The following is a 13,443-nucleotide window of genomic DNA, read 5'->3' on the forward strand; positions in this document are numbered from 1 at the left end:
CGCCCTCCTGCACCCCGGTTTGCCCCGGAAGCAGCCGTGACGCAGGATCGGGGCCATGGGCGGCTCGGAGCCCCGTGCTGGGGACTGGTTGGGCAGGTACCAGCTCGTCGAGGTGCTCGGCCGCGGCGGGATGGGCACGGTGTGGCGCGCCCACGACCCGCAGCTCGAGCGCGATGTCGCGCTCAAGGTGATCAACCCCGCGCTCGGGCAGGACGCCGAGTTCCGCGAGCGGTTCCGCCGCGAGGCGGTCGTGCTGTCGAGGATGGACAGCGCCCACGTGGTCGCCGTCTTCGACCATGGCGAGCAGGACGGCGCGCCGTACCTCGTCACCCAGCTGGTCCGCGGCGGTGACCTCAGCGCGGTGCTGCGCACGCGGGGCGCCGTCGAGCCGTCGTACGCCGTCGACCTGGCCTGCCAGGTCCTGGAGGGCCTGGCCGACGCGCACGCGATCGGCGTGGTGCACCGCGACGTCAAGCCGTCCAACGTGCTGCTGCGCGACGACGGGTCGACCGCCTACCTGTGCGACTTCGGCATCGCCACCTCACCCGGCGGCGAGCTCACCCGCACCGGCGTCCTGGTCGGCTCGGCCGCCTACATGGCGCCCGAGCGGCACTCCGGCGACACGGGCGCCGCCGGTGTCGCCGGCGACGTCTACTCCGCGGGCTGCCTGCTGTGGACCATGCTGACCGGCACCCCGCCGTACGTCGGCACCGACGCCGAGGTGGCGATGGGCCACCTGCGCGGCCCGGTGCCCCAGGTTCCCGGCCGCGACCCGTTCCTGGACGGCCTCAACGCCGTGCTGCGCCGCGCGCTCGCCAAGACCCGCGCCGCCGCTACCCGTCCGCGCGGGCGATGCTCGCCGACCTCTCCGCCCTGCGGACCAGTGCCGCCGAGGGCCTGGTGCTGCCCGAGGTCACCTCGGTCCGACAGCCGCTCGACACGTCGACGGCGCCGGGCTCGCTGCGCCGACGCCTCGTCGCGACCGCGCTGGTACTCGCCCTCGTCGGCGTCGCCGTGTACGTCGGCTCGCTGCTCGGCGGTGTCGACATGACCCCGTCCGTGCTGACCGCCGAGGACCCGTCGACCAGCGCGTCCACCCCCACCACGGCCACTCCGGCCACGACCCCCACCCCGAACGCGCCGAGCAGCACCCCTCGCCCGAGGAAGGAGAGGTCGGCCACTCCCGAGCTGGTCGACCCCGGTCCCGTGGCCGAGGAGCCGACGAGCCCGGCGAAGCCGACGGAGAAGGCGAAGCCGAAGCCCACCCCGAGCCCCACCCCGACCCCGACCCCGACGCAGCCGGTCCCCACCTTCCGCTGCTGGACCGGCGCCCAGGTCGTCGCCAGCTCCGGCTGCGCCCTGCCGACGGGCTGGAAGGGCGCCCAGTGGGTGTTCCCGGGTGTCGAGAGCGCGCCCGCCTGCAAGCCCTGGACGCTCAAGGCGAGCGGGTACGTCGAGGGCTGGCACTGCGGCGCCAGGACCCCCGACGGCACCTACCGCCACCTCACGGTGACTCGCTGGAGCGGCGCCTCCGCCGCGACCAGCTACTACTACGGTGCCTACAACCCGGACCGGAACCGGGTCAATCAGCCCTGGGCCGGGCGCGACATCGTCTACGGCAAGAGGCTGGGCGGGTTCATCGGCAGGTCCGTCTACCACTCCGACCGGGTCTACACGCACTCCGGCACCAACGCCTGGGTGTTCTCCGCGTGGGCCAACACCAGCGCCAAGGTGCAGTCGATGTTCGACTACGTGAAGTTCCGCAACCCCACGCAGTTCCGGGGCGTCCCCCTGAGATGAACGACCGCCGGTCTCCCCTCATACGGGAGACCGGCGGTCGGTGGTCCGATCAGGTCAGCGCACGTGGCCGTAGAAGACCGAGCCGGTCCAGATCCGGTCGCGACGGACCGGTACGCCGGGCCGCGAGGCGTGCCACAGCGTGTGGTTCCCGGCGTAGATGCCCACGTGGTAGACCCGGCCGCCGCTGGTGAAGAACACCAGGTCGCCGACCTGCGGGTTGCGCACCCGCTGGGTGGCGCCGGCCTGGGCGCCGGACGTACGGGGCAGGCTCTTGCCGACGTGGCGGTACACCCACTGCACCAGGCCCGAGCAGTCGAAGGCGTTCGGGCCGGCGGCGCCGTACACGTAGGGCTTGCCGGCGCGCGAGCGGACGGTGTTCATCACCTTGGCGACGCGCTTCGCGGCCTTCTCCTCGGCCTTGTCGTGGCCCGAGGCGTGGTGGGGGTGCTCTGCAGCCTCGTCCTTGGCGATCTCGGCCGCCGGGACGAGCGAGGAGCCGGTGGGGTCGTCGGCGTGGGCGGCCGGGGCCGACGAGAACAGGCTCGCCGAGGCGAGCAGGGGTACGACGAGCAGGCGCGCGGCAGCGCGCGTCGCGATGGTGGACATCAGATGGAACTCCGCAGCGGCGCCTGCGAGAGATGACCTGTCGGGCTTGGGCTGCTGGTGCCCAGGGACTCCTCGTCCCTTCGCCCCGAGCCGGATCACTCCGGCGTACTACCTGGGTCTCCCGTGCCCGCGCTTACCTCATCGTGGTCGATGTCTCCCCACCGTCGAGCGCGGGCCTCGGCGCGACAGGGGCGGCCTCCCCAGGTCAGGGAGGTCTCGTCCTCCAGTGCACCTTGCTTGCAAGAATTAGCGCAGTGGTCGCCGTCACGTTCGGGGCGTGGGGATCCTCACCCGAAACGATGTAACGCCGGCAGCCCCGCTCAGCCGGGGAGGTGCGGGTCGGCCAGCAGGTACTGCGCGATCCGGCCCTCACGGCCGCGGTGCGGGCGCACCGGCTCGGGCACCATCCGGCCCTCGGCGGTGTCCCAGAACCGGTCCACCTGCAGGGCGACCCGGCGGGCCACCCGGCCGCTGAGGCCGCGGTGGGGCAGGTACGGGTGCGGACGGGTCGGCACCCGCCGCTCGGTGCGGTAGAGCTGCTCGGCGAGCTCGCCGCGGCGCTCGGCGTCGGTGGCGGCGACCAGCTCGTCGACCAGCTGGAGCTCGAGGGAGCGGGTGGCGGCCAGCTCGCGCTCGACCTCCTCCCAGATGCTCGCCCACGGCCGTCGTACGACGAACGTCGAACCGTAGAGCTTGGCCTTGAGCTGGCCGAGCGCGATCTCGAGCCGCTTGCTCTGCAGGGCGAGCTCGTGGGCGCGCCGGTGCCCCTGGTCGAGGTGGCGGCGCGCTGCGGGGGCGAGCACGGCGTTCGCGGCAGCGACGTGGCGGCTGGTGCTCGCGAGGAACGGGTCGGCGGCGCTGAGCGCGGCCCGTGGTCGGTCGCGGGTGGGCCGGGAGGCCTCGGCGCTGCGCAGCCGGGCGTGCAGCACGGCGTGGGTCTGGGTGACGGTGTCGGCGAGGACGTCGGCGCCGGCGTTCGGGCTCTCGTTCATGGTCCCACCTCTCGCGTGTGAACCCCCCTCAATTGCAGTGTGCGCCGGTCCCGTGCCCCTCGCAAGGGGCCGGGACCGGCGCACACGCCGGCGTCAGGTGGTCAGACGCGCGGCAGCGTCGTGTACTCCACGCCACAGATGTACTGCACCGTGCGCAGCACCTGGCAGGAGTAGCCGAACTCGTTGTCGTACCAGACGTAGAGGATCACCGAGTCGCCGTCGACGATCGAGGCGCCGCCGTCGACGATCGAGGCCGCGCGGGCGCCGATGAAGTCGGTGGACACGGCGTCGGACGCGGTCGTGTAGTCGAGGTTGCGGGCCAGCGGGCCGACCAGGGAGGCCTTGCGCAGGTGGCCGTTGACCTCGTCACGGGTCGTCTCGCGCTTGAGCTGCAGGCTCAGGATCGCGATCGAGACGTCCGGGGTGGGCACCCGGATCGAGTTGCCGGTGATCCGGGCCCGGAGGTCCGGCAGCACCTTGGCGACGGCCGAGGCCGCACCCGTCTCGGTGATGACGAGGTTGAGCGGCGCGGAGCGCCCGCGGCGGTCGGCCTTGTGGAAGTTGTCCAGCAGGTTCTGGTCGTTGGTGAACGAGTGCACCGTCTCGACGTGACCGCGGACGATGCCGAACTCGTCCTCCATCGCCTTGAGCGGCGGGACGATCGCGTTGGTCGTGCAGGAGGCGCAGGAGAGCACCTTCTCGTCGAGGTCGACGTCGAGGTGGTTGACGCCGTGGACGATGTTGGGCACGTCGCCCTTGCCCGGCGCGGTCAGCAGCACCTTGGCGATGCCGGGACGCAGGTGTGACGACAGGCCCTCGCGGTCGCGCCAGATGCCGGTGTTGTCGATGAGGATGGCGTCGTTGATGCCGTACTCGGTGTAGTCGATCTCGTCGGGCGAGTTCGAGTAGATCACCTGGATCACGTTGCCGTTGGCGATGATCTGGTTCTTCTCCTCGTCGACCGTGATCGACCCGTTGAAGGCACCATGGATCGAGTCGCGGCGCAGCAGCGAGGCGCGCTTCTTGAGGTCGTCGCCCTTGGCCTTGCGGACGACGACGGCGCGCAGGCGCAGGCCGTTGCCGGAGCCGGACTTCTCGACGAGCAGGCGCGCGACGAGACGGCCGATGCGGCCGAAGCCGTAGAGGACGACGTCCTGCGGAGACGGCGCGGGGAGCTTGTTGTCACCGGTGGCCTCGGCGAGCGCGGCGGCGGTGAAGTCGGCGATCGACTGCTCGTCGCCGGCGGCGCGGTAGGCCCGGATCAGCAGCGCGAGGTCGACCTTCGCGGCGCCCAGGTCGAGCGCGGCGATCGCCTCGAGGAAGGGGAAGGTGTCGCGGACCGACAGCTCGACGCCGTCGATCTGGCGCGCGTAGCGGTGCGTCTTGAGGATGTCGATGACCGACTTGTTCACCAGCGAGCGGCTGTGGAGCAGGATCGTGACGTCCTTCTCGCGGTGCAGCTTGCCGACGATCGGGATCATCGCCTCAGCGAGCTCCTCGTGGTGCTTCCAGCGAGTGAACTTATCTTCGGTGGTGCTCAACGCTTCCCCTCTTAGCAGGTCGACAAAGCCGCTTGATGGTAGGCCCCGCCCAGGGGGCCACGGCTAATCGGGCCGCTCGGTGGGACGAGTGCGGTCGATCACAACACCTTGGTGCCGTACATCTCGCCGAGCGGGTCGGCCAGCAGCTCGAGGCGCTCGCCGTCGGGCCCAGGGAAGTAGAGCGAGACCTTCGACTCCAAGTGGTACTCCACGCCCGCGTCGTCGAGCTTGGCGCGCAGGTAGTCCCACTTCTCCCGGGTCACCGAGATGGCGAGGTGGTGGTGCCCGCCGAGCACCTCGGCGTACGGCCCGAGGTCGAGGCCGGGCAGCGTGAAGAAGGCCAGCAGGTTGCCCGCGCCCACGTCGAAGAAGAAGTGGTCGGAGCCGGCGTAGTCGCGGTTCTCGAAGATCTCCGTCAGCGGGAACTCCAGCAGCCCCTGGTAGAAGTCGATCGTGCGCCGGACGTCCGAGGACAGGAGGGCGGCGTGGTGGATGCCGCGGGCGCTGCTCTCGGGTCGCTCGCCTTCGGGGGCGAGGTACTCCCTCTTGATCCGCTCGCGGTCCTTCGTGATCGCATCGAGGTCAATGGTTGCCATGTCAACTACTCTCCTCCGAGGTCGTGGATATGTCAACATTCCCCGGTAGGATGGCACCGATGAGTACGACGACGCGATGGCTCGACGCCGAGGAGACCCAGGCCTGGCGAGCCTGGCTCGACCTCAACAACCGGCTGTTCGCGCGCCTCAACCGCGAGCTGCAGGCCGCCAGCGGCCTGTCCATCTCCGACTACGAGATCCTCGTCGCCCTCACCGACGACGACGTGCCCGAGCACTCGCTGCGGATGTTCGAGCTCGGCGAGCGCCTCCAGTGGGAGAAGAGCCGGGTCTCCAAGCAGGTCTCCCGGATGGAGGCGCGCGGCCTGGTCGCGCGCCGCCACTGCGCCGACGACCGGCGCGGCGCCTTCGTCGACCTGACCGACGCCGGCCAGGCCGCCATCGACGCCGCCGCGCCCGGCCACGTCGCGCTGGTGCGCGAGCTGTTCTTCGACGGGCTCAACGGCGACCAGGTGCGCAGCCTCGGCCGGTTCGCCACGACCGTGCTCGACCGGCTCGCAGACGACTGACCTCGCGCGCCGCTTGTAACTAAGTGTTACAGCATGGTTTTGGGTGCAACAGCGCCGAGGTACTGGCAACAGCGCCGAGGTGGATGTTCGCGACCCGCCACGTGAGCGGGCGCCGCGAGCCTGAGGCCGCCGGGGCTATCTACCCGGGCGTTGTTGCCACTGCCCGGGTGCTGTTGCGCCGCTTTTCGTGACGTAACACTTAGTTACAAGGGCCGGCGGCCCGCATGTCCGCCACCGCGAGCGAGGCGAACGTCATCGCCGCGCCGAGCGGCGCACCCGGCCCGGGGTAGGCCGAGCCGAACACCGACGCGGTCGAGTTGCTGGCGGCGTACAGGCCGGGGATCGGCACGCCGCCGGTGTCGAGCACCCGGGCGCTCGCGTCGGTGACCAGGCCGCCCTTGGTCCCGAGGTCGGAGAGCACGAAGCGCGCCGCGGTGAACGGCGCCCTGTCGACGGGGACGAGCGCGGCCGACGGGCCGCCGCCGCCGGCGAAGAAGGTGTCGTACTCGTCCTCGCCGCGGCCGAAGTCCTCGTCGCGCCCGGCGGCTGCGAACCCGTTGTAGCGCTCGACGGTGGCGACGAGGGTGTCGGGATCCAGGCCGATGGCGGTGGCCAGGTCTGCGACGGTGTCCGCCTCGACCCAGGTGCCGGCGTCGAGGTGCTCGGCGCGGTCGCCCTCCGGCATCGCGATCGCGGGCAGCCGGCCGTCCTCGCGGGAGTCGAACACGAACCAGGACGGCGTGCGGTCGGCCGATGCGGCCATCACCCGGCCGAAGCGGTCGTAGGGCAGGCACTCGTTGCCGTAGCGCCGTGCCGTCGCGTCGACCATCACGCCGCCGCGGAAGCCGAGGGTGAACGCGCCGCTGCCGTCGGGCTGCTGCAGGCCGGGGCAGAACCAGCCCTCGCCCGACCAGTCCGTGGCCGCGCCGATCGCGGCCGCCGCGTCGATCGCCTCGCCCGTGTTGGTCCCGCGCGGCGCCATCGTCCAGGCCGCGTCGCCCGGCGTGCCGTGTGCGATCCGACGCTCCGGGCTGCCCTCGAAGCCGCCCGCCGCGAGCAGGATCCCGCGCCGGGCACGGACCTCGCCGGGCCCGTCCTCGCCGACGTAGCGGACGGTCACGGCGCGCCCGTCGGCGTCGCGGTCGAAGCCGACGACCTGGCGGCCGGTCGCGATCGTGCCGCCGTCGCGCACGGTCATCGCGGCGAGCCGGGCGATCAGCGCCTGGCCGCCGGACAGGGTCGACCGGCCCGGCAGGCCGGCCCGGTCGCGCTCGACCGGCGGCCGCACCAACGCCGCGACGGCCGGGTCGAGCTCGTCGCGGCGGATGCTCCTCGGCTGGATCGAGCGGCCCATCGGGACCCGGCCGGGTGCGTCGTAGTACTCCGAGAAGGGGATCCACTCGAACTCCATGAGTGGGTCCGCCTCGAGTTGCTCGACCAGCCGAGGCGCCTGCTCGAGCAGCGCCTCGACCCGCTCCTGGTCGGGGTCGTCGAGGACGGCGGCGAGGTAGGCCCGGGCGCCGTCGGTCGAGTCCGGCAGCCCGGCGCGCTGCTGGACGTCGGTGCCGGGCAGCCAGCACGCGCCCCCTGAGTACGCCGACGTGCCGCCCACCAGCGGCGTCCGCTCGAGCACCAGGGTGCTGAGCCCGGCCGCGGCCGCGAGGGCGGCCCCGGTCAGGGCGCCGCCGCCCGACCCGACCACCACGACGTCGTACTCCTCCTGCAGGGTGTCCGCCCCGACCAAGCCGCTCATGGCAAAACGATAACGTGTTCTAGTTCGTCCGCGGGGTGAGGCGCGGTCGGACGCTGAGCGGCCAGGCCAGCACCGCACCCGCGAGACCGCCCAGTCCGTTGTGCCACACGTCGGCCAGCGTGGGCACCCGGCTCGGGAGGAACTGCTGCTGGGCCAGCTCGATGCACGCCGAGGCGAGCACCGTCAGGGCTGCCGCGAGCAGCGGCCGGCCGAGCAGGATCGCGAGCAGGAAGCCCGCGGGCACGAAGAGGGCGATGTTCGCCAGCGCCTCGGTCTCGCTCCAGTCCAGGCGCCCGTCGCTGGCTCGCCACGCCGCCGAGCCGGCGAGGTCGAACGCCCAGCGCCCCGCGGACGGGTCGGCGAGGGTGAGCCGGGCGATCACGACGGAGTAGCAGGCGAGCAGGACGGCGGCGACGGGACGGCGGATCATGCCCTCGACGCTAGGTCGGCCCGAGCGTCCGGAGATCGGTCTCGGGTGCCGGTGGCCGGTACCTGGGGACCGGGTTCAGGCCGCGTCCCGGATCGGGCCGAGCCACGGCTCGAAGCCGTCCTCGCCGTCGGGCGAGGCGACCGCCTCGCCGGGGGTCAGCAGCAGGTGGTCGAACGCCGGGCGAAGGTCCGTGGGCGCCGTACCGACCCCGATCAGGACGATCCGGGTGAAGGCCCGCCGCGCTCCCCATGAGGCGTGGTCGCCGATGCTCAGCTGGCCGCCCGCACCGTCCCAGGCGAGTGCCCGGCCCGGTCGGCTCGGCAGCCAGAAGCAGCCTCGCGAGCGGTGCGCTCCGGTGCCGATGCGGCCCAGCGACGTCCGGAGCCGGCCGGGGTGGAAGGGCTGGAGCGACTGCAGGTCGACTCGCCACACGCCCTCGGCGCGGACGTCGGTGAGCGCGCCGGTGCGGACCGGGCTCGACCAGGACAGGGTCCGGTCGTGCTGGTGCAGCCGGCCGAGGAGCACCTCGCCGCCGACGGCGTGCACCCCGTCGAGCACGGCGGCGTCGGGTCGCGCGAGCGTGCGGACCAGGCCGCGGGCGACCGGGTCTGCCGGCCCGTCGAAGGCCACCACGTCCGCGTGCTCGATCATCGCGGCGAGCACCTCGCCCACGCCGCGCCGGTCGTCGGAGGCGCAGTGGTGCCCGCGCTCGGCGAGCAGGTCGTCGCCGAGCAGGTCGCGCACCGGCTCCCGGGAGCCGATGGCGGTCACCACCGTCGAGACCCGCAGGTGGCGGGCCACCCGGGTGTCGTGGGCGAGGGCCGAGCACACGTGGGCCGCCTCGGCGCCGACCGGGAGGTGGGCCACGATGCTCCGCCAGCGGCCGTCGCGGGCCAGCCGCTCGAGCGTCGGGAGGATGTCCGCGCGGATCGCGCAGCTCACGCAGGCGTGGTCGAGCAGCGTTTCGTGGGTCTCGACGACCCCGGTCAGGTCGCTGACCGTGCGGGTCAGCACCCCGCGCTCCACGTCGATGGTGTGCCGGCAGGCGACCGCCGAGGGCAGGTCGAACTGCAGTCCGACCATGGCGGCGGCCATCGCCTCGGGGTCGACGCCGGACAGCAGGACGACGGGAATGCGCATGGTGCTCCTCAAGTTAAGAGTGATAATCGTTCTCAATCTAGCAAGGAGGAGACGCCATGGCCACCAGGGCATCGGAGGTCCGGCCCGTCGTGAAGCTGCGCTCGACCGCCGGGAGCCGGTACGTCTACGTCACCCGGAAGAACCGCCGCAACGACCCGGACCGGCTGGTCCTGCACAAGTACGACCCGGTCCTGCGCCGGCACGTCGAGTTCCGCGAGGAGCGGTGATCGCGGGCTGAGCCGAGCCGGGTTCGCCGTCAGCGGCTGAGCCGGCGCAGCCGGTCCAGCCGCAGCAGGCCGTCCCGGTCGGGCTGGGGGGCAGGGGCGAGGGCTGCCTCCAGCCGGGCCTGCGCGGACCCGGCGTCGAGGCCGACTCCGATCGCGACCAGCTCGCTGTGGTCCGGTGCCGGGCGCAGCGCGTCGAGGTGGACCTGCCTGCCGACCACGTGGACGACGTACCCACGACGGCCGCGGGCGGTCTCGACGGCGACCGTGCCCTTGATCCGGTACGCCGCCTCGGGCGGGTCGAGGAGGAGGTCGGCGAGCGCGCCGGGCGCGACAGGACCGTCGACGCGGGCCGCGGCGGAGGCGGCGTGCGGCCCGTGGTCGTGCCCGTCCGCCGCCGCGCGCTCGGCGCGGAGCAGCGAGGCGAGGGGGAGCTGGTCGGGCGGGTCGTCGGCCATCGCGACGTCGTGGACCAAGGCGGGATCGATCCGGCCGCGGGAGGTGCGCACGACGTACGCCGCCGGGTTCACCTCGCGCACCCGTGCCTCGATCGCGGCCAGGGTCTGCTCCCGCTCGTCGGGCGGCAGCAGGTCGACCTTGTTGAGCACGACCAGCGTCGCGACGGAGAACCGAGCGGGCGGCATCCCGCCGTCGTCGACCGTGCGGAAGTACTCCACGCTGTCGACCACGTCGACCACCCCGCCGGGACGCACCCGCGGCGCACCGCTGTGCCGGATCATCTGGGCCAGCGCCCCCGGCTCGGCCAGTCCGCTCGCCTCGACGACCACCGCGTCGAGTGCCAGTCGCGGGTGGGTCAGCTTCTCGAGGGCCGCGTCCAGGCCGGAGACGTCCTCGAGGCAGCACAGGCAGCCGCCCGCGATCGAGACGGGCTCGTCGACCTGTCCCGTCACCAGTCCGGCGTCGACGTTGATGGCGCCGAAGTCGTTGACGATCACGCCGATCCGCGCGCCCGGTTGTTGCAGCAGCCGGTTCAGCAGGGTGGTCTTGCCGGCTCCGAGGTGCCCGGTCAGGGCGGTCACGGGTACGGCGCTCATCCACCGGATCCTAGTTGACAACGATTCTCATCTCGAGGTCGGCCGTGGCAAGGTGTGCGCCGTGAGCAGCCACCGCCGGGAGAAGCCCGCGCGCAGCCAGGGACACGGACACGGACATGGTCATGGACTCGGCGCCGGTGGCGACCTCGCCCCCGTCCGGATCGGTACGACGGCCCGCACCGCGCTGCTCGCCGTGCTCGCCCTCGCCCTGATCGCCACCCTGGTCGGCCTGATCGCCTGGTGGCCGCCCGGCGACGCCGCCGCGCGCAGCGCGAAGGAGGGCGGCCCGGCCGCCCAGTTCGCCGCGCCCGGCGTCACCTTCCCGTCCGCCGAGGTGGTCGACGTCGCTCCGCGGTGCGCCGGCACCGGGTTGCCGGACGGCTCGGGCTGCAGCTCGCTGACGGTGAAGGTCGCGAAGGGGGAGAAGGGCGCCGGGGAGACGGTGCGGGTCGACGTGCCGCCGGAGGTGATCGACTCCGGCATCGGCAAGGGCGACCACGTCGAGCTGCTGCGCACGCCGACGCCCGACGCGGAGCAGGACGCGTCGTACTCCTACTTCGCCACCGAGCGCTACGGCACCCTGGTCTGGCTCAGTGTCCTCTTCGTCGTCGTGGTGCTCGCCGTGGCCCGGCTGCGCGGCCTCCTCGGGCTGGTCGGCCTCGCCTTCGGCGGCGCGGTCGTGTGGTGGTGGATGCTGCCCGCGCTCCTCGACGGCTCGCCCGGCGTCGGCGTCGCGCTCACCGGCGCGGCCGCGATCATGTTCGTCGTCCTGTACACGACCCACGGGTTCTCGCTTCGCACCAGCACGGCCCTCGCCGGCACCCTGCTCGGCATCGTGCTCACCGCCGGCATCGGCGTGCTCGCGATCGGCGATGCCCGGCTGACCGGCATCAGCGACGAGGGCGGCGCCATCCTCGCCAGCTTCGGCGCCCTCGACTTCCAGGCCCTGCTCGGCTGTGCCCTGGTCATCGCCGGCCTCGGCGTCCTCAACGACGTCACCATCACCCAGGCCTCGGCCGTCTGGGAGCTGCGCGCCGCCACTCCCGGCGCCTCGCGCACCGAGGTCTTCACCAGTGCCATGAGGATCGGCCGCGACCACATCGCCTCGACGATCTACACGATCGTCTTCGCGTACGTCGGCACCGCGCTCATCCTGCTCATGCTGCTGCGTGTCTACGACCGCCCGCTGCTCGAGCTGATCTCGACCGAACAGCTGGCCGAGGAGGTCGTGCGCACCCTGGTCACCTCGATCGGCCTGGTCCTCGCCGTCCCGGTCACCACCGCGGTCGCGGCACTCATCGCCGCGCCGCGACCGGTCGGCGCGGACTGAGTCCGCCCTGCATGGATCCCCGGACATCCGGCTCTCCTGACGTATCCGTGGGTGGTTGCTGCGTGGCCTGAACGAGCACACGCCGCTCCCTGTCTAGGTTTCGAGTTGTCGAGAAACGAAACCGGAGCGTCAGGAGAACGGCGTGGCACTCGTCAGCCTATTCCGTGGCCTGTTGGGGCTGGAACACACCGCGATCGAGAACGCTCGCCTTGACGGTGGCGTGCTGGTCATCGACGTACGGCCGATGGCCCGCCAACGCGGCCGATGTGGCCACTGTCGGCGGCCCTGCCCCGGCTACGACGCCGGGGCAGGACGACGCCGCTGGCGCACCCTGGACCACGGCGCCACGATGACCTTCCTAGAAGCTGACGCACCCCGGGTCCAGTGCCGCGAGCACGGCGTGAATGTGGCTCATGTGCCCTGGGCGGTCCATGGCGCGGGACACACCCACACCTTCGACGCCCAGGCAGCGTGGCTGGCGGTGCGGACCTCGAAGTCCGCGGTCAGCGAACTGATGCGCATCGCGTGGCGCAGCGTGGGATCGATCCTGGACCGAGTTTGGCAACAGATCGACACCACCACCGGCGGGCCGACAGGCGCCCGGCTCGATGGGTTGCGGCGGATCGGGATCGACGAGGTCTCCTACCGCCGCGGACAGCTCTATCTGACCGTCGTCGTCGACCACGACACCGGACACCTGGTGTGGGCCGAACCCGGCCGTGACCGTGCCACGCTGCGCCGCTTCTTCGACGACCTCGGTCCCGAACGCAGCGTCCAGATCACTCATGTCTCGGCCGACTCGGCCTCGTGGATCGGCGAGGTCGTCACCGAACGCTGCCCCCAAGCCGTGCAGTGTGCCGACCCGTTCCATGTCGTGAAATGGGCCAACGACGCCCTGGGCACCGTTCGTGCCGCCGCGTGGCGCGAAGCCCGCGCCGCCGGCGCGACCCGCAAGAACGGTCGCGAACAGGGCCGACAGCGCCGCGACTCCACCGGCGCGGCCCGCCAGCTGCGTGAGGCCCGCTACGCCCTGTGGAGAAACCCAGAGGACCTCACCGACCGCCAACAGCAACGGCTGGCCTGGATCGCGGCCACCCACCCCCGACTGTGGGAGGCCTACCGGCTCAAGGAGGGCCTACGCGCCCTGTTCCGCATGCACGGCCCCGACGCCATCGACGCCTTCCGAGAGTGGCTGGCCTGGGCACGCGCCAGCGGGATCGAGGAGTTCGCCCACCTCGCCACACGGATCGAAGCCATTGCTGCCCGCGTCGAAGCGACTCTCACTCACCGTCTGACCAACGCTCTGGTCGAGTCGGTGAACACCAAGATCCGACTCCTGACCCGCATCGCGTTCGGGTTCCACACGCCCCGACCACTCATCGCGCTCGCGATGCTCAGCCTAGGCACACACCGCCCACAACTCCCCGGCCGCACCACCCACACATGAGT

At 72.3% G+C, this 13,443-nt stretch carries 14 protein-coding genes; 6 read left to right on the forward strand and 8 right to left on the reverse strand.

All coding sequences use genetic code 11. From position 1 onward, the window contains the following. Positions 1-55: 55 nt before the first annotated feature. Together QI633_RS01785 and QI633_RS01790 are read left to right on the forward strand one after the other, a co-directional pair. Complete coding sequence (locus tag QI633_RS01785) at positions 56-1,051, forward strand: serine/threonine-protein kinase (protein ID WP_282427910.1); 996 nt, start codon at positions 56-58, stop codon at positions 1,049-1,051. Further along, the gene (locus QI633_RS01790) at positions 1,015-1,800 is read left to right on the forward strand and encodes a hypothetical protein (protein ID WP_282427911.1); all 786 of its coding nucleotides are present in this window, start codon (positions 1,015-1,017) and stop codon (positions 1,798-1,800) included. Before QI633_RS01785 ends, QI633_RS01790 begins: the two co-directional genes overlap by 37 nt. A gap of 54 nt (positions 1,801-1,854) precedes the next feature. Here QI633_RS01790 and QI633_RS01795 read toward each other — a convergent pair whose 3' ends face one another. From QI633_RS01795 to QI633_RS01810, 4 genes are all read right to left on the reverse strand, one after another. After that, complete coding sequence (locus QI633_RS01795; RefSeq protein ID WP_282427912.1) at positions 1,855-2,406, reverse strand: C40 family peptidase; 552 nt, start codon at positions 2,404-2,406, stop codon at positions 1,855-1,857. A 320-nt stretch (positions 2,407-2,726) separates the two neighbouring features. Then, positions 2,727-3,398 carry a hypothetical protein gene (locus QI633_RS01800; protein WP_282427913.1) on the reverse strand — a complete coding sequence of 224 codons (672 nt, stop codon included), beginning with the start codon at positions 3,396-3,398 and terminating at the stop codon, positions 2,727-2,729. Between the two features lie 101 nt (positions 3,399-3,499). Continuing rightward, positions 3,500-4,939, reverse strand: a complete 1,440-nt coding sequence (locus tag QI633_RS01805) for a glyceraldehyde-3-phosphate dehydrogenase (RefSeq protein WP_282427914.1) — start codon at positions 4,937-4,939, stop codon at positions 3,500-3,502. A gap of 98 nt (positions 4,940-5,037) precedes the next feature. Beyond that, positions 5,038-5,535 carry a VOC family protein gene (locus tag QI633_RS01810; RefSeq protein WP_141800654.1) on the reverse strand — a complete coding sequence of 166 codons (498 nt, stop codon included), beginning with the start codon at positions 5,533-5,535 and terminating at the stop codon, positions 5,038-5,040. A gap of 59 nt (positions 5,536-5,594) precedes the next feature. On the opposite strand from QI633_RS01810, the gene QI633_RS01815 reads away from it, so the two are divergent. Continuing rightward, complete coding sequence (locus QI633_RS01815) at positions 5,595-6,062, forward strand: MarR family winged helix-turn-helix transcriptional regulator (RefSeq protein WP_141800653.1); 468 nt, start codon at positions 5,595-5,597, stop codon at positions 6,060-6,062. Between the two features lie 199 nt (positions 6,063-6,261). Here the strand turns inward: QI633_RS01815 and QI633_RS01820 are convergent, their stop codons facing one another. The 3 genes from QI633_RS01820 to QI633_RS01830 form a co-directional block, all read right to left on the reverse strand. After that, entirely contained in the window at positions 6,262-7,815 is a 1,554-nt protein-coding gene (locus tag QI633_RS01820; RefSeq protein ID WP_282427915.1) for an FAD-dependent oxidoreductase, read from the reverse strand. A 19-nt stretch (positions 7,816-7,834) separates the two neighbouring features. Next, positions 7,835-8,245, reverse strand: coding sequence for a VanZ family protein (locus QI633_RS01825; RefSeq protein ID WP_141800651.1), 411 nt, complete (start codon positions 8,243-8,245; stop codon positions 7,835-7,837). A 75-nt stretch (positions 8,246-8,320) separates the two neighbouring features. After that, positions 8,321-9,385, reverse strand: a complete 1,065-nt coding sequence (locus QI633_RS01830) for a GTP-binding protein (RefSeq protein WP_282427916.1) — start codon at positions 9,383-9,385, stop codon at positions 8,321-8,323. 56 nt (positions 9,386-9,441) lie between these two features. On the opposite strand from QI633_RS01830, the gene rpmG reads away from it, so the two are divergent. Beyond that, positions 9,442-9,612 carry a 50S ribosomal protein L33 gene (rpmG, locus tag QI633_RS01835; RefSeq protein WP_282427917.1) on the forward strand — a complete coding sequence of 57 codons (171 nt, stop codon included), beginning with the start codon at positions 9,442-9,444 and terminating at the stop codon, positions 9,610-9,612. Positions 9,613-9,641: 29 nt separating this feature from the next. Here the strand turns inward: rpmG and QI633_RS01840 are convergent, their stop codons facing one another. Beyond that, positions 9,642-10,664, reverse strand: a complete 1,023-nt coding sequence (locus QI633_RS01840; RefSeq protein ID WP_282427918.1) for a GTP-binding protein — start codon at positions 10,662-10,664, stop codon at positions 9,642-9,644. A 61-nt stretch (positions 10,665-10,725) separates the two neighbouring features. Between QI633_RS01840 and QI633_RS01845 the strand changes: the two genes are divergently transcribed. Further along, positions 10,726-11,994 (forward strand): YibE/F family protein, encoded by a 1,269-nt coding sequence (locus tag QI633_RS01845; protein WP_260806552.1) that lies wholly within the window; start codon positions 10,726-10,728, stop codon positions 11,992-11,994. Between the two features lie 142 nt (positions 11,995-12,136). Then, positions 12,137-13,441, forward strand: coding sequence for an ISL3 family transposase (locus QI633_RS01850; protein WP_282426486.1), 1,305 nt, complete (start codon positions 12,137-12,139; stop codon positions 13,439-13,441). The last annotated feature ends 2 nt before the right edge of the window (positions 13,442-13,443 follow it).

Origin of the sequence: Nocardioides sp. QY071, assembly GCF_029961765.1 — a bacterium.
GTDB lineage: Bacteria > Actinomycetota > Actinomycetes > Propionibacteriales > Nocardioidaceae > Nocardioides.

Bases quoted from the DNA above. Each gene is read 5' to 3' on its own strand.
- QI633_RS01815 (WP_141800653.1), top strand. From the start codon at position 5,595: ATGAGTACGACGACGCGATGGCTCGACGCCGAGGAGACCCAGGCCTGG.
- QI633_RS01825 (WP_141800651.1), bottom strand. From the start codon at position 8,245: ATGATCCGCCGTCCCGTCGCCGCCGTCCTGCTCGCCTGCTACTCCGTC.
- QI633_RS01810 (WP_141800654.1), bottom strand. From the start codon at position 5,535: ATGGCAACCATTGACCTCGATGCGATCACGAAGGACCGCGAGCGGATC.
- QI633_RS01800 (WP_282427913.1), bottom strand. From the start codon at position 3,398: ATGAACGAGAGCCCGAACGCCGGCGCCGACGTCCTCGCCGACACCGTC.
- QI633_RS01830 (WP_282427916.1), bottom strand. From the start codon at position 9,385: ATGCGCATTCCCGTCGTCCTGCTGTCCGGCGTCGACCCCGAGGCGATG.
- QI633_RS01820 (WP_282427915.1), bottom strand. From the start codon at position 7,815: ATGAGCGGCTTGGTCGGGGCGGACACCCTGCAGGAGGAGTACGACGTC.
- rpmG (WP_282427917.1), top strand. From the start codon at position 9,442: ATGGCCACCAGGGCATCGGAGGTCCGGCCCGTCGTGAAGCTGCGCTCG.
- QI633_RS01785 (WP_282427910.1), top strand. From the start codon at position 56: ATGGGCGGCTCGGAGCCCCGTGCTGGGGACTGGTTGGGCAGGTACCAG.
- QI633_RS01795 (WP_282427912.1), bottom strand. From the start codon at position 2,406: ATGTCCACCATCGCGACGCGCGCTGCCGCGCGCCTGCTCGTCGTACCC.
- QI633_RS01840 (WP_282427918.1), bottom strand. From the start codon at position 10,664: ATGAGCGCCGTACCCGTGACCGCCCTGACCGGGCACCTCGGAGCCGGC.